The organism is Burkholderia sp. Ac-20365 (genome assembly GCF_017104715.1).
Taxonomy (GTDB): domain Bacteria; phylum Pseudomonadota; class Gammaproteobacteria; order Burkholderiales; family Burkholderiaceae; genus Paraburkholderia.
Map to the genome: position 1 here is coordinate 20,905 of NZ_JAAGPI010000004.1, position 25,154 is coordinate 46,058.

General features: G+C 60.6%; 30 protein-coding genes. 8 read left to right on the plus strand and 22 right to left on the minus strand.

Annotated features, from left to right (window positions below; all coding sequences use genetic code 11):
• Positions 1–121 precede the first annotated feature (121 nt).
• The 22 genes from G3O01_RS08695 to G3O01_RS08800 form a co-directional block, all read right to left on the minus strand.
• Positions 122–361, minus strand: a complete 240-nt coding sequence (locus G3O01_RS08695) for a hypothetical protein (protein WP_205804135.1) — start codon at positions 359–361, stop codon at positions 122–124.
• A gap of 175 nt (positions 362–536) precedes the next feature.
• Positions 537–1,043 (minus strand): hypothetical protein, encoded by a 507-nt coding sequence (locus tag G3O01_RS08700; RefSeq protein WP_205804136.1) that lies wholly within the window; start codon positions 1,041–1,043, stop codon positions 537–539.
• 993 nt (positions 1,044–2,036) lie between these two features.
• Positions 2,037–2,942 carry a hypothetical protein gene (locus G3O01_RS08705; RefSeq protein WP_205804137.1) on the minus strand — a complete coding sequence of 302 codons (906 nt, stop codon included), beginning with the start codon at positions 2,940–2,942 and terminating at the stop codon, positions 2,037–2,039.
• Between the two features lie 425 nt (positions 2,943–3,367).
• Complete coding sequence (locus tag G3O01_RS08710) at positions 3,368–3,556, minus strand: hypothetical protein (RefSeq protein WP_205804138.1); 189 nt, start codon at positions 3,554–3,556, stop codon at positions 3,368–3,370.
• Between the two features lie 93 nt (positions 3,557–3,649).
• Complete coding sequence (locus G3O01_RS08715) at positions 3,650–4,006, minus strand: hypothetical protein (protein WP_205804139.1); 357 nt, start codon at positions 4,004–4,006, stop codon at positions 3,650–3,652.
• 167 nt (positions 4,007–4,173) lie between these two features.
• Positions 4,174–4,425, minus strand: coding sequence for a hypothetical protein (locus tag G3O01_RS08720; protein ID WP_205804140.1), 252 nt, complete (start codon positions 4,423–4,425; stop codon positions 4,174–4,176).
• A gap of 373 nt (positions 4,426–4,798) precedes the next feature.
• Complete coding sequence (locus G3O01_RS08725; protein ID WP_205804141.1) at positions 4,799–4,984, minus strand: hypothetical protein; 186 nt, start codon at positions 4,982–4,984, stop codon at positions 4,799–4,801.
• Between the two features lie 57 nt (positions 4,985–5,041).
• The gene (locus G3O01_RS08730; RefSeq protein ID WP_205804142.1) at positions 5,042–5,224 is read right to left on the minus strand and encodes a hypothetical protein; all 183 of its coding nucleotides are present in this window, start codon (positions 5,222–5,224) and stop codon (positions 5,042–5,044) included.
• 15 nt (positions 5,225–5,239) lie between these two features.
• Positions 5,240–5,599, minus strand: coding sequence for a hypothetical protein (locus G3O01_RS08735; protein ID WP_205804143.1), 360 nt, complete (start codon positions 5,597–5,599; stop codon positions 5,240–5,242).
• A 138-nt stretch (positions 5,600–5,737) separates the two neighbouring features.
• A complete protein-coding gene (locus tag G3O01_RS08740) occupies positions 5,738–6,250 on the minus strand; it encodes a hypothetical protein (protein ID WP_205804144.1) in 513 nt (170 codons plus the stop codon).
• 192 nt (positions 6,251–6,442) lie between these two features.
• The gene (locus G3O01_RS08745; protein WP_205804145.1) at positions 6,443–6,880 is read right to left on the minus strand and encodes an antirestriction protein; all 438 of its coding nucleotides are present in this window, start codon (positions 6,878–6,880) and stop codon (positions 6,443–6,445) included.
• A gap of 197 nt (positions 6,881–7,077) precedes the next feature.
• Complete coding sequence (locus tag G3O01_RS08750) at positions 7,078–7,677, minus strand: hypothetical protein (protein ID WP_205804146.1); 600 nt, start codon at positions 7,675–7,677, stop codon at positions 7,078–7,080.
• Between the two features lie 199 nt (positions 7,678–7,876).
• Positions 7,877–8,257, minus strand: a complete 381-nt coding sequence (locus G3O01_RS08755; RefSeq protein WP_205804147.1) for a hypothetical protein — start codon at positions 8,255–8,257, stop codon at positions 7,877–7,879.
• A 302-nt stretch (positions 8,258–8,559) separates the two neighbouring features.
• Positions 8,560–8,853 carry an HU family DNA-binding protein gene (locus tag G3O01_RS08760; RefSeq protein WP_205804148.1) on the minus strand — a complete coding sequence of 98 codons (294 nt, stop codon included), beginning with the start codon at positions 8,851–8,853 and terminating at the stop codon, positions 8,560–8,562.
• 330 nt (positions 8,854–9,183) lie between these two features.
• A complete protein-coding gene (locus G3O01_RS08765) occupies positions 9,184–9,636 on the minus strand; it encodes a hypothetical protein (RefSeq protein WP_205804149.1) in 453 nt (150 codons plus the stop codon).
• Entirely contained in the window at positions 9,633–10,211 is a 579-nt protein-coding gene (locus G3O01_RS08770) for a hypothetical protein (RefSeq protein ID WP_205804150.1), read from the minus strand. Before G3O01_RS08770 ends, G3O01_RS08765 begins: the two co-directional genes overlap by 4 nt.
• A gap of 49 nt (positions 10,212–10,260) precedes the next feature.
• The gene (locus G3O01_RS08775) at positions 10,261–10,899 is read right to left on the minus strand and encodes a hypothetical protein (RefSeq protein WP_205804151.1); all 639 of its coding nucleotides are present in this window, start codon (positions 10,897–10,899) and stop codon (positions 10,261–10,263) included.
• 444 nt (positions 10,900–11,343) lie between these two features.
• A complete protein-coding gene (locus G3O01_RS08780; RefSeq protein WP_205804152.1) occupies positions 11,344–12,258 on the minus strand; it encodes a recombination-associated protein RdgC in 915 nt (304 codons plus the stop codon).
• 86 nt (positions 12,259–12,344) lie between these two features.
• Positions 12,345–12,635: a hypothetical protein gene (locus G3O01_RS08785; protein ID WP_205804153.1), complete on the minus strand. Its 291-nt coding sequence runs from the start codon at positions 12,633–12,635 to the stop codon at positions 12,345–12,347.
• 363 nt (positions 12,636–12,998) lie between these two features.
• Positions 12,999–13,277, minus strand: a complete 279-nt coding sequence (locus G3O01_RS08790; RefSeq protein ID WP_205804154.1) for a hypothetical protein — start codon at positions 13,275–13,277, stop codon at positions 12,999–13,001.
• A 40-nt stretch (positions 13,278–13,317) separates the two neighbouring features.
• Positions 13,318–14,568, minus strand: coding sequence for a site-specific DNA-methyltransferase (locus G3O01_RS08795; RefSeq protein ID WP_205804155.1), 1,251 nt, complete (start codon positions 14,566–14,568; stop codon positions 13,318–13,320).
• Positions 14,565–14,882: a hypothetical protein gene (locus G3O01_RS08800; RefSeq protein ID WP_205804156.1), complete on the minus strand. Its 318-nt coding sequence runs from the start codon at positions 14,880–14,882 to the stop codon at positions 14,565–14,567. The genes G3O01_RS08795 and G3O01_RS08800 overlap by 4 nt, the downstream gene beginning before the upstream one ends.
• Positions 14,883–15,292: 410 nt before the next feature.
• Here G3O01_RS08800 and G3O01_RS08805 point away from each other — a divergent pair, with 410 nt between their 5' ends.
• The 8 genes from G3O01_RS08805 (at position 15,293) to G3O01_RS08840 (ending at position 25,045) form a co-directional block, all read left to right on the plus strand.
• On the plus strand, positions 15,293–15,619 hold the full coding sequence (locus G3O01_RS08805) for a hypothetical protein (protein ID WP_205804157.1): 327 nt from the start codon (positions 15,293–15,295) through the stop codon (positions 15,617–15,619).
• A 148-nt stretch (positions 15,620–15,767) separates the two neighbouring features.
• Positions 15,768–16,304 carry a hypothetical protein gene (locus tag G3O01_RS08810; protein WP_205804158.1) on the plus strand — a complete coding sequence of 179 codons (537 nt, stop codon included), beginning with the start codon at positions 15,768–15,770 and terminating at the stop codon, positions 16,302–16,304.
• A gap of 19 nt (positions 16,305–16,323) precedes the next feature.
• Positions 16,324–16,788: a hypothetical protein gene (locus G3O01_RS08815; RefSeq protein ID WP_205804159.1), complete on the plus strand. Its 465-nt coding sequence runs from the start codon at positions 16,324–16,326 to the stop codon at positions 16,786–16,788.
• Positions 16,789–16,945: 157 nt separating this feature from the next.
• A complete protein-coding gene (locus tag G3O01_RS08820) occupies positions 16,946–18,028 on the plus strand; it encodes a hypothetical protein (protein WP_205804160.1) in 1,083 nt (360 codons plus the stop codon).
• A 435-nt stretch (positions 18,029–18,463) separates the two neighbouring features.
• Positions 18,464–18,817: a hypothetical protein gene (locus G3O01_RS08825; protein WP_205804161.1), complete on the plus strand. Its 354-nt coding sequence runs from the start codon at positions 18,464–18,466 to the stop codon at positions 18,815–18,817.
• Between the two features lie 248 nt (positions 18,818–19,065).
• Positions 19,066–21,372: a hypothetical protein gene (locus G3O01_RS08830; protein WP_205804162.1), complete on the plus strand. Its 2,307-nt coding sequence runs from the start codon at positions 19,066–19,068 to the stop codon at positions 21,370–21,372.
• Between the two features lie 228 nt (positions 21,373–21,600).
• Positions 21,601–23,148 (plus strand): hypothetical protein, encoded by a 1,548-nt coding sequence (locus G3O01_RS08835; protein WP_205804163.1) that lies wholly within the window; start codon positions 21,601–21,603, stop codon positions 23,146–23,148.
• A 316-nt stretch (positions 23,149–23,464) separates the two neighbouring features.
• Positions 23,465–25,045, plus strand: a complete 1,581-nt coding sequence (locus tag G3O01_RS08840; RefSeq protein ID WP_205804164.1) for a DNA cytosine methyltransferase — start codon at positions 23,465–23,467, stop codon at positions 25,043–25,045.
• The last annotated feature ends 109 nt before the right edge of the window (positions 25,046–25,154 follow it).

The window sequence follows — 25,154 nt, forward strand, 5'->3', positions numbered from 1 at the left end:
CGATCGCTTTGATAACGAGTGGTCGTTATCAAAGCGCAGCGGGTAGCACGCGGTGAGCGAGGGGAGCAAGCGACGCTCGCGCGTCGCCGCCCCAAGCTTCTCCTTTACACACCGCGCGCGATCACATGCCCAGTTGCTTGGGCGTCAGACGGGTAATGAACGTCGGCCCGAACTGGATCCGGATCTGGCGCAGCATCGGACCGTCCTGATGTCGATCGTCCCCGCCCGTCTCCCAGAGTTGCAGGAGGGCATTCTTCCACCGACGGCCGTTCTCGCTTGCGAATCGACGCAGCGTCGCCCGTTGAGCCTGGTCGAGAGTCTCCAGATCGCTTGCCTGTGTCGTCCCAGTTTTCGTATTCATGTTGTTGATCTCCTTCGATCGATGCCCGATATAGGGGGCGTTCAAAGACTGGACCGTTCTGAACAGCGTCGTACGCTGTCCGCAACCGTCTCGTTGGCGGAAGAGGTTGGCATGCAGGGTGGGTCGCCAGGACCTGGTCCAGGCGACTTCCGGTTGCATGAGTCGTTATTGATCGTCAGGCGGGCGGCAGGAAGGGCGCGACATACGTGCGATCGACTGAAACCACATCGCTCGTGCCGTCCGGCGGCAGCAAGCGCAATCGCGCGCTGAGATCATCGGACGACTCGACGCTGGCGCACCCTTCGCAGATCGCAGCCACATAGTGCCCGCCGGCTGAAAAAGGCACGCCGATGATTGCCGGGATTGTTAGTCGACCAGCCTTGAAAGACCCGCCGATGCGGTGGTTGCCATCCCAGACGTACCGGATGCCGCCAGAGTCGAGCGCGACAACGGGTTCCCGGATCGCCTCTGTGAGGATGTCGTCGAACCTGTTGGGGTCACCATCCGCGGTCCAGTTCGCCACCTCGCTGTCGAAGAAACGGACCCACTCGCCTGCTTCGCCGAACAGCGCAAGCGGATAGTCGTCGATCAGCCGCCAGTAGGCCCCGTCCGGTTCGCAATAGCCAGAATCACCTTTGGGGTATTGGTCCTTCCAGAATGCAGCGCGCCGGCGCAAAGACAACTGCGTGTCAGGGCACGAGATTTTCTGAGTTATTGTGGATCTGCTCCGGCCTTGGACAGGCGAATTGGAAGCAGGTGTCCGAGGGACGCGGCAGTGCCATTCGGCAGCTCGGTGTCCATGCCGGGGCACTATGCTAAGCCATCAGCTTAGGGCAGCACCCGGAGAGGGATGTGAAGGGCTGCGATTCGCAGCAAATGCCGTTTTCCGGCGCGGGATCGAGTGTACTCAGTAATGCCTGCCCGACGCAAGCATTCCGGCCCGCGCTGTTCAATGAAGCCATCTGAGCATACGCGTTACTGCGGGGAGGAGAGCTGATGCAGGCAGCGAACTCGCGTGCGAGCCCAAGTGCATCGGCAAGCCGCCCGCCATACCTGCTGCCGACGCAAGCGACGCGAGTAGGAATACAAGCCGGCGTGTCCAGCGAATCACGAAATAGATGCACAACAAGGTCACCAGACCGACTACTACGACAAGCAGGGACATGGGCGCGAACATCGAAAGTTGAAGGGCGCCAACCTCGGAGGGTCGGCACCTCCACGCTAACGCGCGCGCCGTCACATGCAAGTAGAAACGCGACGACCCAGCTAAAACCCGGTTTGCTCCCAGGCCGCCCGCATGAGCAGATATTCGCGCAAACCCGTGCAATGACCATCGACGACGCGTCCGTGCCGGAACCTCACCCACCCGTGTCCCGCGATGCTGAGCAGACCTCTCCGCGTTCTGTGGATTGCGACAATACAAGCTTCAACCTCGTTCGCCATAACTGCCTCCTGAAAAGGAAAAGGGAACCGTGCCGACGCCATCGCATGTGCCTGTGAGCACCCGTTTGGCACTACCTGGCTTTCCCGAAAGTTCTCACCCGTCGACAGGCTGAAACGCGGAAAAGCCATTGCTGAACGAGGTCGCTCAGCAATGTCCTCCGCTGGGGGATGAGTGTGGAAAGCAGACAACAACAGGCCACGAAGGGACCGTTGCTGTCTGTTGTCTCCGATTTCAGGCTGCAAGTTTGTGCAGCGACATCTCAGACGGCAGAAAGGGCATGCGCACCGGTAGCGGCACCGCGGACGAAGACGTATTAGCGTCCAGCGCCCTGAGTGCCTCCCGAAGGTCGCTGCCGGCAAGCGTTGCCTGCCCGTCGTCGACCCCGTATTGCCCCACCGCCTCGTCCACGAGCGCCAGCGCGTCCTCAATCCGGCGACGCAACAAAGCCGCCGATACGATGAGGCTCGCGGCGAGACTGCGCTGCGATTCGTCGAGACCCTCGATCACGTCCTGAAAGCGGTGAGCGCGTCGCACATCGTTCGCCCACATGCCACCTCGCAGGCCTGCGAAAAAGGGGCGTGCGTTGATGATTGCCGTCAGGGGTGTTTCCCATTGATCGAACGCCGTCACTCCATCGCGCGTGCCGTCAGACGCTGCTTGCGCGTGCCAGCGGTACGAGTGGACCACACGGAGGGTGCTCTGATCGAACAGCACCCAGTCGTCCGCCGCGGTATCGCGTCCGTTTCGGTATGTCAACGCCGAATACCCTTTGGCCTCGAGCAGATCGATCAGCTGCCGGGCGGCACGGTTCGGTCCGTAGTCCACCGCAAGCGCGACGACACGATCGAGTTCTCCCTTCGTATAAAGGCGCGGACATCCGCCAGCGGGCGTACCGAGGATCTGGGCGATCGGGCTAGCCTGATGTGTCGTGCCATGCAGCGCGCGAGCGAGATCAGGAACTATCAGAAAGCCCACGGGCGACTCGAGCTCAATTTCATACAGCGTGCGCGGCTGGTCCTTGTTCGCCGGAAGCCTGGCGAGTCGAACTGCCGTTTCTAGCGTGCCGAAGTGTGCGAGCGGGTGGAAGCGACCGCGCGGGCATTCCGATGTTGAAAGATGAAACAGGCGCATCTTCATGAACGACTCCTGTGCCGTATGACGGCGTGAAAAAGGCGTCGGTGCTCAAGCACTCGGGTGATACTCGTTCACCCGAAGGCTCGGTAAGACAGTGTGGCGATCGCAGCCGCTCCGTGTGGAAAAATTTTCCCCTTGCCCGAATGAGCCAGTGGCACCCCGAGGGAGGCCACTGGCATTCGTACGGGTCAAGAACCCACGGCATTTTTACTAAGGTGCACCTCAGGTGCGTGAGGCTGGTGAACCGTTACATGCGCCTCAAGTGGAAAATTCAACGCCCACTTTCCTGTGCCTGTCAGAGGCTCGGCCACTCGCCCAAAAAGCTGATGCCTTTCCTTGTACTCGAGGGCTTCTTGCTCTGAGTTAAACCGTTCTTTCACGCTGTCTTCTCCTGTGAATCTTCTTCCGGGTAGCCGATTAGGGTGCTGTTAGGCCGGAATAACTTCAAAGTACTCGCGCAGGCATTCAGCGTGAACGAGTACGCGCGGCTTACCGTCGCCGTGGGAAATGAGCGCGTGGCGCGCGTCTTCCATCTGGTAGCGGCCTTGCTCGCCTTGCTTGAACGCGGCACTACCAAACGCACAGCGCTTTCGCGCAACGATCTTTCCGTGTTCCATAGGTCACCGTTAATTGAAAGTGAAAAGAGGGGGCTTATGACACTGACGCGCCACCAATAACTGCCACTGGCTTCCGTGGACGTGATCAGGATTTCACGATTTCAGGATGATCTGATCGCGGTGCTCGCTCAGCAGGACTGCCAGCGCATCGAGGTTGATCTGGCGACTCACGCCGTCAGGAAAGAGCTCGTCAAAGAAGACCGACGAGATATCGTCCGGCAACGACGAGACGACGTTGGTCACGTAGCTGACGCGCTGGAGTGCTTCCTCAACAAATCGGGCGACTTCATCCGGATTGCTGTTATCGACGTCAGACGACGAGCCCGCCATCGACGTCGCGACCGCCTCGCTTGCCTCGTCCTCGTCATTCGCGAAAACTGATTCGGTGAAGGTGCCTTCTTCCGCGTCGTTGTCGTTCCAGCGAATGCAGACTTCGTAGTAATTGCGCATTGATACAACTCCCTTTCGTGTTGCCTCGTTCTGGAGGCGGCTAGAAAGGTGCGAGCAAACAGCGCTCAGGTGAAGCGTTCTTCAACTGAGGGCGCTTGTGCGTGGCGGGGACGGGGGCTGGAGGCCGGCGCGCAATGCGCACCGGATCATCCACTTTCTGAAGGGGTTTATGCGTGCTGCGCGCGGCGGCCGAACTGATGTCCTGCATCGACAGCGCGGCGGATCACGATACGATGAGCTCCGGTGTCACCGTCAAAGATGTCCGCGCGCTCGGCACCGAAGTGCGCTTCCGGGAGTTCGCGAACATCAAACTGGCGGCCGCTTTCGATGTCTTCGTACCAGAACGTGCACAACTCGTCCGAGTCGTTGATGACGTGATTGAACACGTGTCCCTTGCGGGACATGAAACGTAGATTCATGGGGTTTTCTCCTCGTACCTCGGATAGGCGTGAACAAGGAGGGAGGCAACGCTCTGTTGAAACCGGATCTCAACGGAACGTTCTGAATTGCGATGGTCCACGTGGGCACTTGAATGCCGCTCGCACGGCGCGGGAGCCATTCTAGGCCGCGCAACGGAATCAGACAAGAGGGCAGCGTGGGGAGCCGAATTGCCGGGCGTGGTCCAAAAAAAAGCGCCACACGAATGTGGCGCTCCAAGAGGTTCTGGCATTCCGAGGGCCGTCCAGAACCTGAGAGACAGCGGTGCGCAAAAGCCATCGCACCAATCATCCCGAGATTGTCGCATACCCCACCGGGCATCGCCAGGTACAGCGTCCGGAACTATCTCCTCAGTCAGGCCGTGTACGTCCCCGCGATCAGTTGGGACGCGAGGTACCAAGCCCGATAATGGTCGGAGCTTGTTTCGCTGCCGTAATGCTGAACATCACAGCCGCTCCGTTTCGCTTCGTGTCGCGCGATCATGTCACGCCCGCGCGCGACCTTCGCCCATTTCAGCATCAGCGCTGCACATTTGCTCATCGTTCACCTCCTCGGGGGATTGTCGCGTGACGCCGCCCGCCGAAGCGGGCAAGGCAATCACAGCTTTTTGACCTGGACCGCGACGACAACCGAGCCGTTGAGCAGATCGAGCAGCCGGTCCGCTGATGCTTCGTCCGACGCGGCGAATACAATCTCGTTTTCCCGTGCGTCGTCTATGCCCGCGACGTTGAACACGGACGAGTTGTCGGTCAGCACTTCTTCATTTTTCTGAAACTGCATCGTTCCTTCTCCTTTTTATGCCGGTTGGCAGGCGTCGGCTTCAGTCAACTGCGGCGTTGATTCAGCGAATTTCCACAAGGGCGCTGCCAACCATTCGTGGCGTGTCCGGCCGGTGGCCGCCTTGAGGTGCGCGTCATCGCCTTTCGCCGTCCAGCACTCCATCAGCATGGAGCACAGCGAAAACTGGGCGCAGCGTCCGCGCTCATTGGTGTCAATCGATTCCTCTTCGAGCACACGCAACAGGCCAACAGTACCGTCGTGGAACTCACGCGCAAGTGCCTCGGCACTGGTGCCGGCCGCAACGTTGCCACCGAACGGGAGTTCCAGTCGGCCAATCAGTGCCGCGCGAAAAGCCCGTGCCGCGAGCATCGTCATTGTCGTTCTCCTTCATAAAATGAAAATGCCCGTCGAAGCGGGCATATCCGTGGTTTCAACTTGCGTTCATCAGGACTTCGGTCGAGGGAAAGCAATCTGGGCGAACCCGCTCGTCAGGGGTGTAATGACCTTTGACTTTCATGCTTCCACGGCCACGAGTTCGGCAACCTGCACGGTCACAGCCTTCCGAACCGGAGTCCAGCCGGCTCCGGTCAGGAACCAGACCTGCTCGAGCGACAGATCGCCCTCTTGCAGCAACTCCGCAAGGGCATCGTTCACGCGCTCCCACTCAACGCAGTGGTACGGAGAAACGGCGATCTGACAGGGCTTGATACGCAGACACTTCTGACGGCCATGATCGAGCAGACCAAAGTGGCCCATGGACGGACGTCGGCCGGGGTCAATCTCCAGCACGACCGACCACTCGCCCCATTGCCACGGCGTGCGGATGACGTCGTAGCTACGACCCAGCGCACCGGCCAGTACTTCCTTCAGCATGGCCATATAGACCGCTTCGCTATGGTCGTAACCGATCGCCGTCTCGAACGCGGTCTGTTGTGCCTGCCAGACACGATTGGATTCCTCCGCCGTGACCTGGACTAAGGTCGCGGAGGGGGCGATCAGCCCGGCTGCCGCTGTTGCTGTTTTCATTGTGAGTCGCTCCTGATGCCGAACGTGTCGGCGTTTTAAAGGGCGCGTGCCAATGCACTGGACAAAGCGCCGCCACCGTCAGCCGGTCCGTAATGGAACTGCGCAGCGACGCTTTGGCCAGAACCGCCCTCAACTCCAGAGGAGTCGGGGCGTTCGGCGTATTACTCAAGAGGGTCGTGGCGCGGCGTCCGGTCAGTCGATCGCGGCGAGAATCACTTCGCGCTCAGCGTGCTGCCGCGCATACTCGCGTAGCCGCTCATATTGCGTGACGAGCAGTTCAGTGCCGTCATCGTCGCCCGCCGCATCGGCGCGCGCGGAGAGATGGCCCAGCACGAACATGCAGATGACGATACCCGCGGCGTCGCTGGACATTTCCCGCTCGAACTGGCTCTCGAAGACCGTGACAGTCACACGTTCGGATTGCACCGGCGCAGCGTAAGCACCACCGTTGGACAGCCTTTTGTAGACCCAGAGGCCCGTTTTGAGATCACGTTCGACGAGTTTCACCGCGTACGCAAAGAGCAGATTCTGCGCGCGCACGAAGTACTTTTCGCCGAACATCGCCGGCAGGAATTGCAGCCGTTCTGCTTCCGCCTCGACGATCGTTGCCTGGATCGGTTCCGTTTTCATTGCACACTCCTTTGGTGCCCATAGGGCGTTATAAAGAGCGCCAGCGCGCGCTGCGCTGAGAGCAAACCGCTGAATCGCGTACTCGCGATAGAACGGGCTGGTCTCAACCGCACGAATCTCTTGCGACGCTGGAAGGGGCGACGCCCCGGACACAGTCCGGGGCTGCCTGCTTTCTTCAGCGTTTCATGACTTCAGCGTCAGGCGTCCGACTTCGCCTGTCCGATCGAGTCGATCTTGGCCTGCCAGTGTGCGACGCAACTCGCGGCATCGCGAACGCCCGAGACTGCGGCGTCCTCACGGCGCAGACGCAGGACGAGGTAAGTCAGGAGCTTGTCCTTCCCGTCGAGCTGTCCCTCTCGCTCCAGGTGGTCATACAGCGCACCGACTGCCCCGTGCAAATACGTGAGCCCGCCGCGCCGACACAGTTCCTGGACCAGTTCCGCAGTCGAAACGCTGCCGAGAGGTGCTTCGGCAGTGTCTGCGCCGAAAGTCGACGCGGGCGCACCTGGTTTCGATCCAGAGGGTTTCTCGACCATCGGTGCAGACGTTTCGCCCTCCACCCCCTGCTTGAGGATGGCGTCGAGCAGGGCGTCGCGCTCGGACTCGAAGGGGCCATGTGCATCGCCAGCCGTTTCGCGGGTATCCCGCCAGGTCCAGCCTTTTTCACCGTGCGAAGCGACGACACGCGGTCGCCAGATATCGCCTGCATTCAGTCCGCTGGCGCAGACCGAGCGCAGAAGAAAAATCGACAAGTTGTCGTGGGCGCGTGCAGCCGGCTTCGATGTTTTCTGACTCATGATTCATGCTCCATGCTCCACGTGGGCGCTAAAAAGATTGGAGCAGCAGTCATGCTCTGGCGAAGGAAGTGCCTCGGCGCAGCACGCTACGTGTGGGGATGGGTGGCTGTCCACGCGCGTCGTGCCGCTCACATTCGTGAGGGCGCCCGCGCGTGGAAGCCGTTCTTCTTTCTGCAAGTCTGCGGGGAGACTGCGATTGTTACGACTGAGCCTGTAACGTGGGATATGCCGCTGCGATGCGCTCGCTGATGAATTCCACAAGGTCACCGCCGTTAACTTCACCGTCGTTGGCAAAGCCAGGATGGCGGCAGATGATTTCGTCGAGAAGCGATGCCGCTCCCGCGAAGGTGGTGTTCTGGGCTTCGGCCGCGAGGGCGTCGAACTCCGTCGCGTAGCGGTCGCCTTCATCGATCGCCTCAAGGGCGGTGGCGACGTCAGCGCAGCCCAGGTACATCAGACGCTGTGCCGGCGTAAGCAGGGTCCACAGGCGACGCAGGTGCGTGGTGAACTGCTCTTCGGGACGAAAGTCGGCCTTGGCTGCGTCGATGATGAGATCGAGGCCGGGCTGGTTGGTCTTCATGGTGAAGCTCCGTGTGTGTTTTGCCGGATCGGCAGTTTGGAAACCGGAGCAAGTGCGCATGGCTGCACTTCACTGAGATTCGACAACGCGATCTCACTGAAAAGGCCGTGCCAGAATTTCAGAGGAGGGGAAGACTGAGCGACCTCGCAGTTGGCGCGAGAGTCAGATGAATGCCGTTCGATGGCTGAGGGGCATTATAGAGACGATAGGGGCCATACGACAAGGGCTGTCGATGTCCCGGGCCGCAGAAACCTGTGGCTTCCGCGGCCCGAAGCAGCGCGGCCCGCGTGCCGCGCCTGCCGTCACTTCTTTTTTTTCGTCGGCGCGTTCACGAGTTCCTTCAGCGCCTTACCGGCCGTGAATTTGGCTGTGGTGGCCGCCGGGATATCGATCGTCTCGCCCGTCGCCGGGTTGCGACCCGAGCGGGCGGCGCGCTTGCCAGTCGCGAACGTGCCGAAGCCGACCAGGGCGACCTTGTCGCCGGCGGCGATCGCGTGACCGATGGTTTCCAGCGTTGCGTCGAGCATCGCGGCCGCGGCCGACTTGCTGCTGTCCGTTTTCGTGGCGATTGCGTCGATCAGTTCCTGTTTGTTCATTTAAAGACCTCTCTTCTGGTTGAAATAACTGCTGAAGGTCGACGGCGGCTGCCGGCTCGCTCCACTACTCGCGTGGTCTTCACCCGGAATCAATCCGGCGCTGGCTTTGTGCATCTGGGGAGCGCCACGCTCGCGCGCCCCATCTTCTAACCATCCACAGATTTTGTGGGTAAACCTGTGGACAACTTCCAACGACGCCGATGCAGAAGGGTTTTTTGGCGATGCCCACGCAATGGGCACACCAGTCTGTCGCTCCCTTTGGAACCGCAAGACATCGACGCCCAGTGTATGGGCCGTCGTCGCCGACGCAAGCAAGTCTTCCCGCTTCGCTCAATCCGCCGGCGCCGGGATCTTGAGAATTCCGCAGACCTGCGCCTCGCTCATAGGCGGAGGCGGGGCGAAGTAGAGGTCAGCGAGGTGTCCTGCGATCGCGTACCCGGCGTAACGCACTGGCGTGCTGGCGACGGTCTTCCGCAATTCCGCGAGGTCATCCTGCGCCCCGGCCGGATCGACCCGAGAGAGCTTCGCCATGAGGCACATCTCGCCCAGTCCAGCAGCGAGCGTCAGGTCAGAGCTGTATTTCTGCTCGACCGCAGTCTTGTCCCACAGCTTGATCAGGGAATTTGCATACACGCTCGCCGCCAGCGAAAGGTCGTTTCCAGCACCGTACTTTTCCTGGATATAGCGCGCCACGCCAGGGTCAGTGGCAGTCTGGCCCACTGCAGCGGTTGCGCCGAAAATCAGGGCGCTTGCGGACACCATGCTCAAGATCGGCTTGATCACTCCGCGGCCTCCCCATGTCCCGCCGGCCGTTCTGTCAGGAGAGTGAGAAACTCGCGAAAGCGGGGATCCTGAAGTTCCGACGGTGACGCGGGTGGGGCCGCGTCGAGATTGGGCACTGTGTTGTGCAAGAGGAATGCGGCTCGAGCACAAATCTCATCTGAGGCGGCGATGATCTGGCAACACACCGGTACTTCCTCCCCATTCGCCCGACCAAAGGTCATCACCTGGTTTGTGCAGAGCGCCATGTGCGCAGAATAGCGGGCGGCCGCCTCCGCAAGAACAAGCGACGCACACTGGATCGATTCCGGAAGAGGCGCGGTTTCGTGATGGTAGAAGGGCCCGTTATGCCCGGATTCCCCGTGCACGTTGTTTACCTTGAGGCGTTGAAGGACCTCCCCGTGAACTGCCGCGTTCTCGGAGACGAAGACGAAACGGACGGGTACCCAGCCGCTGCGGCCTATGCGGTGAAGCGGTACCGGCTTGTCGAACACCGACACGGCGAGCGACGAGCGCTTCCGCAGTTCCATCACAGCCCTGACAAACGAAATCGATGGCTGGTGATTCTGTGAGCTCAAGATGGCTTCCTCGACGGATACGATTTTCGATTCATCACAGGTGTAATGGTCACGCTGCCTTCAACGCTTGTTCGGAGTACGGCGGGCATAAGAGAAGTTCGTGATTATGGTCCCGCGCGCGACGCTGCAGCGTTGCCCCCACGCGTTCATAGTCGGATTGGGCGAAAAACGCGGGGACGCCGGTATCGGGATGCAGGATAAGCCAGGTCGACGGCAGCTGGGCAAGCGCGCTTGAGATCCGCTTGCGGATACCAACAGTGGTGATGCGACGACTTGTCTTTCCCCAGGGGCGAAGGGCAATCTCGGGGTTCTTGCATGCTGAGAGCGCCGCAATCCTGCCGAGCCGGAGGCGGTCATCCGCGTCGCCCAGCGCTTTGCCTATCTCCCATTGTGCGACTTGCAACGCGGTGCTCAGGCATAACGCCATCGCTTCTTCCCAGACCTTCGCCGGGCCGTCAACGGGGTCCGTGACACGAAGACCCTGTCGCAATTGACTGTATTGCGCCGCAAACTGCGGAGCCGGGATCGCGCGCGGAATTTCTCCGCTGCTTCCGGTCAGCATCGGGTGGCAGTAGTCAACGTGCCTCCAGTATTCCATCGCGCGCTCGAGCAGTGCGACCGCGGCGCGTCGGACGTCGGAGGGGCAGTTTGCGGCGCCCGTAGCGATCTGGGCCTTCAATACTGGCATCTGGAGCCGTCGAAGATAACCGGCCCGCGCTTGTGCGCCGAGGGTGCGCGTAGCCGCTGGAAGTGCGTATTCAGACTCGTGTTTCGTCATGTTTCCCGTCAGGACTATCCGACACCGCGCGCGCGAGGTGCCACGTTCAACCGCTCACCAATCTGAGCACCTTTATCGACCACATCCGGCGTTTGTTCAGCCCGAAAGCAGCGATCTGGCGGGAAATTTTTAGCGAACGAGCAATCCGAGGGTGTCCCGACGCGAGAAATGGCGGGCGGTCGGTTCCAAGGGCGGGGTCTCACGGAGAGACCCGTCGGAGGAGAGGAGGCTTGCGGATACAGGCTTTTCCATCGACAGAGCGTGTCAATCTACAGATTGCCCGACACGCTCTGCGCACGGAACATCATTTTTCCGGGTGCGCGGACGACGGCTGACGGCCGCCTCCCGGGGACGTCAGGCTGCTTGCTGGAGAGAGTCGACTTCGCCGCCCAAGGCTTCGACAACAGCCGCGAACAGTTTCGACAGTTCGCCCGTCATCAGGGCAAAGTCCGAATCGAACCGCTCGTCGTCGTTCGCAGCCGTCGGATCGGAGGATTCCTTGAGCACATCCAGCGGGGTGATCTTCTTGAGGGTGAGGCCGGGCGTCAGGACGAACGAGACGCGGTCGTCCAGCGTCATTGCGAGGCGCATGCACTGTTTGCCCGCCTCGATATGGCGACGCATGTCGTCTGCCTCGAGCGCATGGCCGACGTAGCGGACAGTAGCGTTGCCGTTGCCAGGAGAGGTCAGCTCCGTGTCCTGGTCGACCGTGAATCCGTGCGGCGCCTCGCCGGACATCAGCCATTCCGTCATCGCGCCGACGGCCGCACGCGCGACACGCAGGCTCGACAGAGGCAGGGTGGGAACGGATTTGACCAGCAGCCCGAGAACGTCGTCCGCAACGGCCTTCGACGCCGCGTCGATAACCAGCCAGCCATTGACCGTGTCGATCCACACGCGGGTGTCGCGCGAAATGCTGAAAGCACGCGGAAGCAGTTCGTCCGTAACCTGTTCCTTCAGTTCCCGCATCTGCTTGCGGCCAGGCTTGAATCCTTGCTGCTCTTCGAGCTCCTGTGCGCGGATCCGTGTGAACTGTGTGACGACAGAACCGGGCAGCAACTTCTTCTCGGTCCGGTATGTCAGGAGCAGTTGCCGGCTCAGCGAGTGGACGAGCGCGCCGTTGTCACGCGGCGATACCCAGCCCTGACGTTGCATCTCGACGCTCTGGGCCGGCTGGAACGCGTGAGGCGCGAGCCACTGCTCCATCTGTTCGGCGGTCACGCTCCACGGCGCGGGCAGTCGGTGAATGGTGGCGTTCTTGAAAAACATGTCGAAAGCGTAGTCCAGAAAAGAAAAGTGCCGATAGGGTCGGGCCGGGAAATGCGATCTTGCGAGATGAGGCGGCGCGCCGCCGCTCAGTGCATCGCGCGCTGGGCAAGCCGTGCGAAGTCGTCTTCGGTCAGGCTCTCCATCTCTTCGGGTGTGTCGAAGGTCAGGATGTAGCCGAACACCACGCCGGCGTCGTCGCGCGGCAGCAGGCGCTGAAAGAAGTTGTCCTGTGCGGTGCACTGACAGCCGGGCGCGCCGCAACCATCGCCTGCCGTTCCGCGCAGAATCTGTCCGTCAACAGGCAGGCTGGAACGCTGATCCAGGACGCCGTCTTCGGGGACGTTGTCGTACTGGATGATTTGTGCATGGGCAGCCATCGAGTTCTCCTCTATTCGAATTCCAGCGGGTTTCTAGTTTTGTACGGACGTGCCGCTTCAAGCGGGGACGCCCGGGTGCCACGACACCACTTCATAGGAGCCGGGCTCAACAACCAGCATCTGCTCGAAGGGCAGAAGGGCGACAACCGCTCCACACGATGATACGTAGCAGCGATACTCCTGACCCACGAAAGCAAGCGGCAGAATCGGAACATTCGCTGCAGCGGCGTGACGGGGCCAGGTCGTCGAGCGCATACGCACACTCAACGGCACCCTGTCGTGAAATGGGTATGAGGGGCTTCGGTGCGCGAGCGCGGGGCTCGCGTGCGGCGTGAACAACGACGTCAAACGATCGCCTCCAGGTTAGGGGTTATTTTGCCGCTGCTTTAATCTGGCCTCGGACTTCTGCGTCGCCCGCAGTGCGACGAACACGAGGGCGTCGACCACGATCGTCAGGATGGTCAAAGCACCATCCGACCAGGTACCAAACCAGTGGTCGAAGTAAGAAGAGAGTCCCATGTCCTTCCAGAACATGGCGAGAGTAAGTCCGAGCGCCCCCAGCGCAAGCAGCGCCAGGGCGACTGCCCGAATGAACCGGAGAACAAGCGTGACGTCCTCCGGAAGTCCCTGTGTCGTTGGCATCTTTAGTCCTTTGGGCCTTTGCCCGTCTGTATCAAGGCTATCATGCAGCGTTTCCGACCTGCTCCAGTAACGGGTTCATGGAGAATCCGCTGAAGCCCCGGAAGGCCTCCGCAGCCACTCGGGCGTACTCCAGAACCAGTTCCGTCATAACCCAGCGCCGACCGAGTCTTTCAGCGGCCAGCGCAGTTTTGCACCAGCCACCGAACGGATCGACGACGAGCGCGTCCGGTTCAGTGAGATATTGAATAAGAAAGCTTGGCAGCTTCGTCGGAAAGACAGCGCCGTGCGTCGGCAGATTGAGAGCGTTCGCCGCCTTTCGCAGCGCCAGCGTGTCCGCGCAGCGATGCCCCATCTCGATGACGTCGCGCGGGATCTTCCCTGCAGTCTCGCGCCCAAATGCTCCCCGGCGCAGCACGTAAGCGCCGTCGCCATATACCGCTTCGCGCTTCTCGCCGCCCGATGCCATGAGCGCCTTGTGCCGCTCGCTATGAGCCAGGAGCACTCGCCTGTTATCCGCCTTGCAGGATAGGGGGTCGTTTGTCAACACGTGGATGAACTCATGAGCAGACGCAAGTTGGATGCCGCGCTTCAATGCCCACTGCATTGGCGCAGGCGGCTTTGAATAATTAACCCACGGGATCGACGTGATGCGCTTGAGCCCCAATTCGTCGTGTAGAGCAATGAGGAGGCGCTCTTGATAAAGCGAGCGCTCTGGACTGCCTTCGACGTGGATTGCAGGAGATAGCTGCAGCGCGACACAACCTCCCGGTGCCAGATGCTTCACGATCGGCTCTAGAACCCGCACGAGCCACTCCACGTACGCCTTTTGATCCACATTGCCGTAGTCTCTCTGTTTCCGGAGCGGAAAGGGCGGTGAGGTCAGGATCAGGCTGATCGGCTCGTCTAGCCCACGCAGACCTTCGTTATTCGATGCGAAGAGGCACACGCCCAGTTCGGTAGAGAACGCGACAAGTCGTACACCTTTACCTGCGCGATGAAGCCTCTTCCCGGCAGCTTCCGTAAGCGACCAGATTCCGCGGCTTGCACCGTCACGCTGCAGGATCCCCATGTGCTTCAGACTCTGTTGTACAAATCGCACCCGACGTTTCCAAAGAGAATGGCGCTGGCCCGATGCGCCGACCGCCTCTCGCTTCTCGGCAACCTCGCGGCTCACACCCATTCGGCGCATGAGCGAGTCGTACAGCGCGTCGTTCGACATCACCATGCCCGGTGCTTCAGCGTATGCCGACGCGACCTGGGCAAAGAGATCCAGTTGAGCTGATGCGTTCATTGATTCTCCAGTTGGGTGTTGTTCTCTTCCACGTCGCTATTGATCGTCGCGCAAGACGGTTGGGCAATTTGCACGGGCGCATCCCTGCCGCCGAAGATTCGCCGCAGGCCGATCAGGCTGGTCAGCAGATAAAACGACTGCATCGCCGCAAGCCCCCATTCGGCACGGAAGGACGTATAGGCCACCAGCAGCACATTGGAGACGACCCACACGGAAAACGTCATACGGCCGAAGCGCTCGCCAAACGAGTTGCTGAGCGCGCCCAGCATCCCTAAGGCCGAGCCCGCGTATTCGATCAATGTCCAGATGTCCATCGTGGCGGTGTGTGCGGAAAGAGGTAATACGGGGAGTGTGCATCCCGTTTTGACGAACGCAAGTCAAAAACCCGGCGGCGCGCGCCGCCCATTCAACGACACCGAAGCGCGATTGACTCGCCGATACTGGCTCGGATACACTTCGCGCACGCCGCTCGCGCGGCAGGCATCCGCCACCTCAAGTCATTCCAGATCGCAAAGCCGGTTTCTTCACCGGACGATCTCGCGGCCTCGCATCCGGCTCGCTTCCGAAATCCCGTTCCTGTCATTACGAATAACGACTGCCCGCCAACGAGCGCAGTCTGAAGTTCATCGCGCAGGCGATTCCGCAAATCATTCGCTGATTTGCCGAGCCACCTGGCGTGTCTCGCTCCTTTCATCACGCCGTCATCGGCAACAGAGAGGACTTCATGAACACGACAGCTTCTGAATTCGTACTTGCCACGATGTTGGGAACACCGGCGATGCAGCACGGCGCCGCCATTCCTGCCGAGGGAATCGCTATGTGGTCGACGCGCATGCACCCGGTCTACGACTCGTACGTCGAGATCCGCATCATGCCGACCCACTGCTTCGCGCTGTTCCACCACTACGGCGAAGATTCGATCGCATGGAAAGACGAGCATGCGCCCGAGTTTGCGACGTTCAGCGAAGCAATCGAGCAGGTTCGTGAGTATCAACGCACCTTCCAGAGCTGCTGCACGCCGGCGCGCCTGCGCTTCCACCAGGTCAGCTAAATCAATCGCAACCCAGAGTCTCCCGTCTTCTCGACGGGGCTCTCCTGAGTGACTCCCTCAGGAAAGCCTCGGCGCGACGCCAGTGCGCACACGCCACGAAGGCCTCCGGCTTTTCAAAACGCCGCTCCGCGGCAATCCGGAGAACCCTATGAACACACCTCAAACCGTAAGCCCGAACCGACTGGCGGACATCGTCACGATGCTGCTCGTGAATCCGGACAGAATCGGCGAGTTGGACACCAACGATAAGCACTCTGAGTTTCAGCGCGCAATCGCACAGGTCGTCTGCGACTTCTGCGGAGGCGATGTCGAGCCCGCCGCGGGCGACGAAGATGAAACCGTCACGATACGGCCGAACGATTCGCTTCCCGAGAGCGGCGGCGTCTGGCGCTATGGCACCGGCGCGACCGCGAGCGGGCCATGTCCGGACGCCGCGTGCCATGTGGGAGTGCTGGCTCACAACGATCAGGCGCTCCTCATCACGGCACGGGTCACGCGAGGCCTCGAAGTAACGACACGCGACTACACCCAGAGGGACATCGTCGCGGTCGACCAGCAATACCTCTGGAACCAGGACGTAAGCCACGTCGACGCAGCACTGTGCGCACTTGCACAGATCTACCGCCGCGCAGTCGACACCTGTTCCTGGAAGTTGATGGTTGGGCAGTCGATGTCCATCGATTGACCGCGAAGAGGAGTCGTCGATGTATATACGAAATGACGAGATCCTCGAAGCCGTGAAGCGCGGTCGCATCGCCGCCGTGTTCAGCGATTCGAGGCTTCGTGCGTACTCTGGTCTATCGGATCACTGTTCAGTGTACGGGTTCACATCTGCTGTCATCACCCGATGCGGCGCTGGCGGGTCTCTCCCGGACGCTCTGCGCGACATCATGGAAAAGCTGCTGACCGCGATGATCACGTACAAAGGGCCGCCGACATCGTTCCGGGTTGTCGTTGAGGGTGCACGACGGGTGTATGACACGTCCGCCACAATTCCAAACTGGGTTTACGTTCGGGAGCGGGGCGGCGCCAAGGCCGTCGCTGATGCGGTGGGCCTCGGGCTCGTCACCGATATCTCCTGGAAGCGCCCCTCGTTACAGATGCTCGGGTTCGATCTCGATACCGGGGTCGTCTTCTACGAGTATCAAGGCGAGAGCCGTCTAGCCTAGGCCTGGTTTGACCGCAACAAGGCCGCGCCACCGACAGGTGGGGCGGCCACTCCCCATTGCCCCCTGACGACGTTCTGGCAAGCCTAGCTGGTTTGTCAGAGCGGCATCGACCCTCTTTCAAACGTCGAGCATTCGACAAAACCAAGAGGAGTTCCATATGAACGCTGCAATCCGCCACACCCCGAAAATCGGCCTTCGTTCGGTGACCTTTACCATCGGTGACGCGCCGACCAGTCACGTTTCGATCGCGGCCGCGAATGCCGCTCTCCGGGATATCTACGATGGAGGACGTCACGACGCAACTCGCTTGACCCTGGAATTCGAGAATGGCCACTATGTCCTCCTCGCAGTCAATCCGAACGACCAGGCAGACATCTTCACGAAAGTCGTGAGCCTCGGGAAAACGCTGGAGCTTCGCGCCGCCGAGGACTTCGGTGACACAGCGTTCGGCCGGGGCCTGTCGAAGGGCTTTCAGAAGCTCAACGAGACGTTCGCCGCATTCCGGGCGGTCTACGCACTGGACAGCGACGACGGCACCCACGTTGACGTCCTGCAGTACTGGAAAGAGCGAATCGACCGCGCGATCGCGGCGATGGAAGGGCGTGCGGTCGAATTCTCGACCACTCTTCAGGATCGCAGTGATGCCAACGATGTCTATCACAGCCATTCGTTCCAAAGCGCAACGGTCGTCGGAGTTGGTGCCGATCCTGCGACCACCGGCTGGGACGAAGAGAGCCTCCCGTACTTTGAACTCCAGTTCGCCGATGGCGTCCGGATTCAGGCCTTCGAGGAGGAGATCTTCAGCAACGATCCGCGTCGCCACACTCTGGCAACGATCGTGGCCGGCGGCTTTGCTGTCGCGCGCGAGCTGGGTTTTGCAGGCCCGTTCCATCTGTCCCGGGAAGGGTCCGACGAACAGAAGCGCGAGTTCGTTTCCACCCTGGCGGATTTCCAGATCGAAGATTGCGCGCAGGGTGACCATACGCCTGACGCGTACCGAGACAAGTTTGCGGACGCGCCTCCGCGCAAGGAAGCCATCGGCCGTCGGCTCAAGGAACTCGAGCGGGAAGCCGCGCAGTTGCGCAACTCCCCGCATGGGGACGAAATCGGCAAGGGCGTAGTAACCCCACACGTTGCGGCCGTCGCCGCCCATGCTGTCGAAACCAACCGCCTGCGTAGCGAACTTAGCGCGATCGTGTTCCGCGACCGCAGAACCACTGGGTGCGTGACAGCCGGTTAAAAGCGGCCAACGTTGGCCTCCGATCTCGATCGGGGGCCAGCGCCATGCCTCGCACGTTGCCAATCAAGCACAGACTTCCACTTCCCGCAGATTTGTGGCTATAATCGGCGCACGCCTAGTATTAGGCATTACCGCAGCTGGCTCACACGCTGCCACTCAATATCTCACCGTAACGGTGGGCATCAAAAGCAGGTCAGAGACTGACCCCGGGCAGTTCCAAATCCGGCGTCCGTCGCGACTAATCCGCTTCAGCCGCTCCATTCCAGAAATCATTGCGCTCAACCGGGACCGAGTTGTCACGTGATCGTTCACATCACGCCACAGCTTGACCGCGGGCTTTCGCTCGCCATCCGGTTTTGACCGCCGATAGATCGGCAATTACCCACGCGGGGCACTCCGTATGGGGCTGCTCTCGCATTTCAAGGAGCAGCGAACATGAACACGAATCAGGCAATCGTTGGTGCAGTCAACACGAACACCGGCGCGCTTCTGGCAACTGGTGTGACGGTCGCAGTAATCGCGTGGCAATCGACGGGTGGTGCTGGTTTCGACTGGTATTTCTCGCCTTCGGCCGCCGATGTGCGCTTCGCCATCGAGAAGAAGGAATGCGACGAACTGTCGGGACGCGAAGCAGAGTTGACGATGGTCCGCTTCGACGTCACCGTCTCGTCCTACGAGAACGCAGAACGTGAAATCGACGCGCAACTCGACGAGTTGTTCGTGCAGGTCGAAAACCCGTATCCCCGGAAGCCCAGCTTCATGAGCTATCCGGAGCGTGTAACCCATTAAAGCGCCACAGGCCGTTCGCGAGGTATGCGATCGGCCTGTTGGTCGCCTCAAACTCCCGCTGTCACCAGAGCCGCTTGTTTCGCCTGTCACGGCGCACCAAGCGTTTTTGGCACCCATCACCTCCTGGGCATCATCACCAGGTCTCGCTGCACCAATCGCCATCGCTTTCATACCGCCGATGTGTTCGGCATTTCACCCTCTCGGGGCTTCCCCCGAAGGGGCAAGCTCCATCTGACGACGGAGCATTCATGCAAATCGATCACCGACAAATGGACCTTTTTGGTTCTGTCGAACAAGGAAGCAGCAATGCATTAAAAGCGGTGGCAGTCGTCGAAGTCGAGGCCACCCCAATCGTAAGCGCAGTCATTCCTATCCACCACGAGTGCACGGATGCCGTAGGCCTGGAATCGGCAGCCGTCCAGCCGATTCTCTCCGCAGCCGTGATGACACTCGCCGAGCATGAAAATCTCATGGCTCGCGTCGATGATGGCGAAGTCCCCGTCGATCCCGACGAGGTCCGCTCGTCGTTCGAACGTCTCGTGCGCGATGCCGACTCGATCCGTGGTGAACTGGGAAAGTTCAAGGTCGCCGATCTGCTGAAACGGCTGGGGGGTAGCTTTGTCCACGATCGGAAGAAGCCATATCTGATCGAAAAGGTGCTTGATGGCCTGATCTGCGCGTACGGCTTTCTATGCGTGACGTCCAGCCTGATTTCAATTCAGGGAATCGGTCTGGAACAGCGCGCCAACAGTATCCGGCTCAAGCTCGCCAAGCTCACTGCCGAGCAGCTGGCGGCATATCGTGCGTATCTGAATGCCGAGCGCGAAGAGCGCAAGGCGAAACTGCTGGCCTACGCGAAGGCGCTCAAGACACCTGAGACCCTGCCGGAGTTCGACCTCTTTATCCGGAAGCACAGTGAATCGGCACTGACCCCTGAAATGCGCGCGCGCCGCGATGAACTCGTCGCGGAAAAGCTTCGCGCCGAGCAGACGCTCGCTGCGGAGAAGCCGGTGGTAGTGGGTGGTGTGGACGCGTCGACGGGCATGCAACTGGTCGAGACGGTGCACACCCGCGACAAGTACGCGCTGTTCGTCGTGAAGCTGGCCGAGCGTGTTGAACGCGACGTGTATGCCGCGCTGAACACCGCTGCGAAAAAACTCGGCGGCCGTTACTCGTCGTATAACCGCGACGGCGCCGTGCCCGGGTTTCAGTTCCGGGATCGTGACGCGGCCGAACAGTTCCTCCTGGTCGGTCGCGGTGAGTCCGTGACAAAGCAGACGGATACCGAGGCACTGGCAGCAGAGAAGAGCGCCAGCGCTGCGGAAAGGCTCAAAGGTCTCGCGCAGAGCACGAAAGATGTTGCCGAAGAGGGCCTGACTCGCGAGCGCATGACCAACACGGTCAAGCGCGCATCGCAGGCGTCCGCAGCACAGGAGACCGCGCGCAAGGACATTGCACTGGCAAAAACCATGGACAGTCTCGCTGACGCGATCGAGCAGGGTACCGTCAAGCACCTCGACCGTCTGACCGACAAGTCGCAGGTCGTGCTCTTTTCGGCGCTCCTACGGGCCGCGAAGCAACGCGAGATCAACGCGACGTCGAATGGCTATGCCGAGGAGCTGGCACGCAAGGGCGAAGAGCCCACGCTTGCTACGGTCGACTATGTCACTTACCCCGAGTTCGGAATCTATGTTCCGGATCAGGTAGACAGGCTGATCGGTGAAATAGCGAGTATTTCGGGCCTCAAGCGCCTAAGCACCAAGCTCAAGCCGTATGCAAACGAGGCACGCCGTGACGGCGCCCGCGTTAGTGTTCCGGAAGAGATTGCCCTGCCCATCGTCAACCGGCTCGGGCGTGATCGTTACCAGTTGCCCAACAACTGGGTGGATGCCGCCGAAGAACGCAAACGTCTTCAGCGCATGGGAATCACAACGGTCGAACAGCTGCGCGCGGCCTGCCGGGAGTTTTTGCGGTATCGGCATGAAGCAGACAAGGCAGACAGGGCGACCGAACTCGAGCGGGCGATCGTGGGTACGGAAGTGGGCCTGGACTTTTTCCCGTCCCCTGACGAGTTGTGCACGAATCTCGTTCAGAACGTCCTTCGTCGCATGAAGGTTCGCACTGGGAAGTGGCTCGAACCATCTGCGGGAACAGGGAGCGTTGCCAGTGCAATCAGATCGGCAGGGTATGAGCCTGATGTTGTCGAGCTGTCGCCGGCGCTGCGGGAAGTCCTCGCGGCGAAGGGGTTCAACATCATTGGATCGGACTTCCTTGAAATCGAAGGCAGCTTCGGTGCGATCGTGATGAATCCGCCGTTTTCCTCGGATATCCGGCACGTACGTCATGCCTGGTCGCTTCTCGAAGAGGGCGGAGCACTCTCATCCGTCGTCGGCGAGGGCGCTTTCACGCGCAATGACGCCGAGGCGGTCGAATTTCGCAAATGGCTCGAAGAGCTTGGGGCGGAAATCGAGAAGTTGCCCTCCGGCACCTTCGCCGACCGGAAGTTGCTGAAGACAACGGGCGCGGCCGCACGCGTGGTCACGCTCGCGCGGTAATCAGCAATCGCTGTAACAGGCGGGAAGGGTAGGGATCTGTCCGGGCAACCGACAGATCTCTCCCCGACCTTCCACTCGCCATTCAGCCAGCTTCAAGTGTTTGTGAAAGCCCGCACACCGGGCTTCGACAAGCGCTTTGCCGCTTCCATTTTTTAACGCCGATTCCGGCAAAACCCACGCGGGCAGCGTCCCGCATGGGCGCCCCGCGTTATCTGGAGCATATGAAAAATGAGCATCTATCAACTGAAGCTTGGCGCTGTCGAAGTAACGCTGGTGGCACTGGGGCAGGTACTCGCACTTCTCAATGCCTCGCCCAAAGACACTGTCGCATCGCGACCCACGAACCTGCGCGACATCAGCGTACTCCGTGATGGCTCGCCGATGCAGGTCACGCGCAATGAGTATGGCCACCTCGGCGTCCAGCAGGAGGGTGCCGCACGCGACTTACTTCTCGCCATGATTGACGAGGTCGACCGGCACTTCGTTCGGCCGCAGGGACAAGTCCGCGCACCCCATGAAATGTCGCGCCTCGACTGGGAGGCTGTTGCGGCGATCGGATCCGCAGCGTTCAACGTGTTCCCGTGCTTTACGGTGGACCAGTTACACGAACGTTTCGCGAGCGGCCCCGGTATGCGTGCAGACATGGATCTTTCGGACCTATGTCGACAGGAAATGGAGCAACGGTGGGGGTATGGCCATCTCGGTCCCCGATTCGCAGACCGTTCGACGAACGTTCGACACGAAGTCCATGTCGCCGCCGCGCTGTTCGCTGGCAAATCCGTGCCTGAGGAGGTGATCGCAGAGTATCGCGATGGATACGCCAGGCACTGTGCTGACGATGACCCCTCGTTTGCGCTAGTGCTGGAGCTTCCGCAACTGCGAGGGCGGCTTAGCGAAGCACAGTTGCGCGGACTCGAAATTGCAACCCGGAGAAGCATCATGATCGATTCAGGAAACGTCGAGCGCCTCATCGCGGAAGTATCGTCACTGCCCGTCGACGCCACTTATGTGGATGTCGACGACCGCTTGTACAGCGCCGGCCTATTGCCCGCTCTGAGTCCGGAGAATAACGTTCCCGGTGTCGACACGTCAGTCCTCACGAGCCCCGTTGCACGAGACCTCTACGATGCACTTGCCACCGCGCAGGCGAAGTCGATTCTGGAGCGTGCACAACGGGAACGTGACAAGGGCAACATCAGCAAGCGTGAGTACGAGCGTCAATGCGCGGTTGCCGACGCGGCACGCAACTCATTTCCGACCAGGCACTGTGTCGAGTTTGCTGCATCCGTCGCATCGCGTGATGTGAAGCCGCTGCTCCTGATTCTCGACAGTTCGGAAGGGATGAACGAGGCCTCCAAGCGTGTGTTCACCAGGCACACGGGGGTGAAGATCCGCGGGCTGAACAAGGCAGCGCGGCGCGCGGCGATTTTCACCTTCTGTGGCTATGACGAGGCTCGTCGCCAGGCCTACGAGCGCGACCTCGAAGCAGCACACCAGAAGCGTCTTGCTGACGAGGCCGCTGAGCGCGCAACTGCCAAGGCGGATGCGTCGACAATTAATACGCCGACGGGGAAGGTAAGTGCCCGTCAGTATGTCGACGCCGCGGTCACCGCCGGCTACAAGGAACTTGTCAACCATCGCAAGGGGAAGGTGTCCTGGTGGCTCTACAACGAGTCCACCGGCAACGCGTATCCGCTCAGTGCCGCAGATGGGACACTGGACTACGCACGGGACGGCTTGCGCCTGCCTGTGCGTGAGGCCAAGCCGAAGTCCTGATCGTTGTGATTCTCTTGCCCGCCCGCGTCCACTTTCACAAGTGGCGCGGGCTTTTTTTTTCCGATAGACGACAGTTCAAACAGGAAGGGGATCTGGCGGGAGTCAATCCCGGCCGCGAGGATTGCCGGCAGTGAAAGAGATGGCTAGAATAGGGCACGCCGTTAGGTCGGCATGAAGCGTCACCACATCAGCGTCATCGCACGCAACGAAACGCCCACCTCTGGCGCCTTCCGGCCAGCGCTTTTCGAGCGCTTTCCTGAAGTTGCCTGCTCTCCAGTTTTTCATCGCCCTGTTTCGGGCAACACTGGAGAAAAACATGAACGCGCAAGTCAATGAAGCTCGCGAACTGCACAACGTGCAGAGCCTCGGGCGCGGTTATATCGACCGTCTGAACAACCTGATCCGTTCGGCGCTGCACGCCGCGGTGGTATCGCTTCAAAACTACAGCATTGGCGGCCAGGTGCTTCGCAGTCGCCTGAATGTCGAGAATGCGACCAAACTGCAGTCATCGGGATTGGCCGCTGGCGCACGTTTCACCGCACGTTACGCACCGGGCATCATCGAGGTCGTCAAGGACGATGCGGGCAACCACGTTGTTTCCCCGAAGCGCTTCGTCAAGCGCGACGGAACCGTAGAGATCGGCGGGCGCATCGATCTTCGGTCATTGCAGGTTCACGAGAACCTCGGCGGTGAAGAAAGTGTCCTCGCACTTTATCTGCCGGGCCGCGTGGTGTTCCTGCACCTGCCCAGCGTTGCGCGTAACTGCGACCGCATCCAGCGCCTGCTGGACGCAGTGCAGTCCGGAGAGATCCAGACCGTCGCGCTTTACGCCGGTGTGGGAACGCTGGACGCCGCGCTTCACGAAGGTTTTGCCGAGGCGGGGTTCGAAAGCACTACCGTTCTTGCAAACGACTCGTGGGAAGATGGAGTGGACTGTCTGCTCGCGGACAATCCGGCCAGCACTCAGAGAACGCGATCCTTCGCCGGTGGCATAGAACACTTCGTCGCCTCAGGAATTCGTGTACCGGGGACCACGATGATCTGCATGGGTATCCCATGTAAGGCGGCCAGCCGCCTCAATGTCCAGAGCCGTGACCTCCCCGAAATGCATGCGGTCGCTGGCCATCAGGTGCTGAACGCTGTCATGGCAATCCAGCAGCTCGAGTTCCCGCCGCTGGTGCTCGTTGAGAACGTGCTGGCCTGGGCTGATACCGTGTCCTTTTCCATGCTCCGTCGGGTATTGCACGAGCAGGGCTATCAGACCGTGCTGGTAGGCGATTCTGACGAGCAGGGGAACTACTCGGGATTGAACTCCAATGACTACGGTGATATCGAGAAGCGGGTCCGCATGGCGCTCCTCGCCTATCCGGCAGGCATCGACATCAGCTTCGCCGGGATGCGCAAGTCCGGACCGTCGACCCGCACGGTTGGCGATATCCGGCTGCCTGAGGAGTTGGTAGACCCGGCTGAGTATGAAAAAGGTGCGCATCTGGCATCCGAGCACAAGACAGCAAATGGATGGCGTATGCGTGTTGTCGACGACAGTGACAACAGCACGTCGTCGATATCGGCCGGATGCTGGAAACAGCGGGTGGAGGACGCCAGATTCAGGCATCCGGAAAATCCGCTGAAGTCACGACTGCCGTTGCCGGAGGAGCACGCAAGGCTCAAAGGCCATGATCCGAAGCTCGTCAACTCGCTTGTTTCGAACTCGCATGCGCACACCGCCCTGGGGAACGGAACAGCGAAGCACTGCTGGGTTGAGCTAGCCCGGGTCCTTGGCGAAGAACTGCGCGCAAAGGCAACAGACATGAGTGCCTATCTGCGGCGTATCCAGCAAGGTGTGTCGGTCACGCTTCGGCCTGAGGAGCCTGACCTCTTCAGCGCACTGGCGTAGCGATTCGCGCGGTTACCGCGCGGATCCATCGCTGTCGAAAACAAAGCGGCTGGACCCAGCGTTTGCCTGCGACTTGCGCCCGGCGATCTCCATTCGTGGAGGTCGCCGG

Coding starts and splice junctions, on each gene's coding strand:
- G3O01_RS08760 (WP_205804148.1), bottom strand. CDS start 8,853: ATGAACAAACAGGAACTGATCGACGCAATCGCCACGAAAACGGACAGC.
- G3O01_RS08705 (WP_205804137.1), bottom strand. CDS start 2,942: ATGAAGATGCGCCTGTTTCATCTTTCAACATCGGAATGCCCGCGCGGT.
- G3O01_RS08815 (WP_205804159.1), top strand. CDS start 16,324: ATGTATATACGAAATGACGAGATCCTCGAAGCCGTGAAGCGCGGTCGC.
- G3O01_RS08695 (WP_205804135.1), bottom strand. CDS start 361: ATGAATACGAAAACTGGGACGACACAGGCAAGCGATCTGGAGACTCTC.
- G3O01_RS08740 (WP_205804144.1), bottom strand. CDS start 6,250: ATGAAAACAGCAACAGCGGCAGCCGGGCTGATCGCCCCCTCCGCGACC.
- G3O01_RS08810 (WP_205804158.1), top strand. CDS start 15,768: ATGAACACACCTCAAACCGTAAGCCCGAACCGACTGGCGGACATCGTC.
- G3O01_RS08790 (WP_205804154.1), bottom strand. CDS start 13,277: ATGCCAACGACACAGGGACTTCCGGAGGACGTCACGCTTGTTCTCCGG.
- G3O01_RS08720 (WP_205804140.1), bottom strand. CDS start 4,425: ATGAATCTACGTTTCATGTCCCGCAAGGGACACGTGTTCAATCACGTC.
- G3O01_RS08805 (WP_205804157.1), top strand. CDS start 15,293: ATGAACACGACAGCTTCTGAATTCGTACTTGCCACGATGTTGGGAACA.
- G3O01_RS08830 (WP_205804162.1), top strand. CDS start 19,066: ATGCAAATCGATCACCGACAAATGGACCTTTTTGGTTCTGTCGAACAA.
- G3O01_RS08785 (WP_205804153.1), bottom strand. CDS start 12,635: ATGGCTGCCCATGCACAAATCATCCAGTACGACAACGTCCCCGAAGAC.
- G3O01_RS08730 (WP_205804142.1), bottom strand. CDS start 5,224: ATGCAGTTTCAGAAAAATGAAGAAGTGCTGACCGACAACTCGTCCGTG.
- G3O01_RS08755 (WP_205804147.1), bottom strand. CDS start 8,257: ATGAAGACCAACCAGCCCGGCCTCGATCTCATCATCGACGCAGCCAAG.
- G3O01_RS08780 (WP_205804152.1), bottom strand. CDS start 12,258: ATGTTTTTCAAGAACGCCACCATTCACCGACTGCCCGCGCCGTGGAGC.
- G3O01_RS08795 (WP_205804155.1), bottom strand. CDS start 14,568: ATGAACGCATCAGCTCAACTGGATCTCTTTGCCCAGGTCGCGTCGGCA.
- G3O01_RS08825 (WP_205804161.1), top strand. CDS start 18,464: ATGAACACGAATCAGGCAATCGTTGGTGCAGTCAACACGAACACCGGC.
- G3O01_RS08820 (WP_205804160.1), top strand. CDS start 16,946: ATGAACGCTGCAATCCGCCACACCCCGAAAATCGGCCTTCGTTCGGTG.
- G3O01_RS08750 (WP_205804146.1), bottom strand. CDS start 7,677: ATGAGTCAGAAAACATCGAAGCCGGCTGCACGCGCCCACGACAACTTG.
- G3O01_RS08835 (WP_205804163.1), top strand. CDS start 21,601: ATGAGCATCTATCAACTGAAGCTTGGCGCTGTCGAAGTAACGCTGGTG.
- G3O01_RS08775 (WP_205804151.1), bottom strand. CDS start 10,899: ATGCCAGTATTGAAGGCCCAGATCGCTACGGGCGCCGCAAACTGCCCC.
- G3O01_RS08715 (WP_205804139.1), bottom strand. CDS start 4,006: ATGCGCAATTACTACGAAGTCTGCATTCGCTGGAACGACAACGACGCG.
- G3O01_RS08840 (WP_205804164.1), top strand. CDS start 23,465: ATGAACGCGCAAGTCAATGAAGCTCGCGAACTGCACAACGTGCAGAGC.
- G3O01_RS08735 (WP_205804143.1), bottom strand. CDS start 5,599: ATGACGATGCTCGCGGCACGGGCTTTTCGCGCGGCACTGATTGGCCGA.
- G3O01_RS08725 (WP_205804141.1), bottom strand. CDS start 4,984: ATGAGCAAATGTGCAGCGCTGATGCTGAAATGGGCGAAGGTCGCGCGC.
- G3O01_RS08745 (WP_205804145.1), bottom strand. CDS start 6,880: ATGAAAACGGAACCGATCCAGGCAACGATCGTCGAGGCGGAAGCAGAA.
- G3O01_RS08710 (WP_205804138.1), bottom strand. CDS start 3,556: ATGGAACACGGAAAGATCGTTGCGCGAAAGCGCTGTGCGTTTGGTAGT.
- G3O01_RS08800 (WP_205804156.1), bottom strand. CDS start 14,882: ATGGACATCTGGACATTGATCGAATACGCGGGCTCGGCCTTAGGGATG.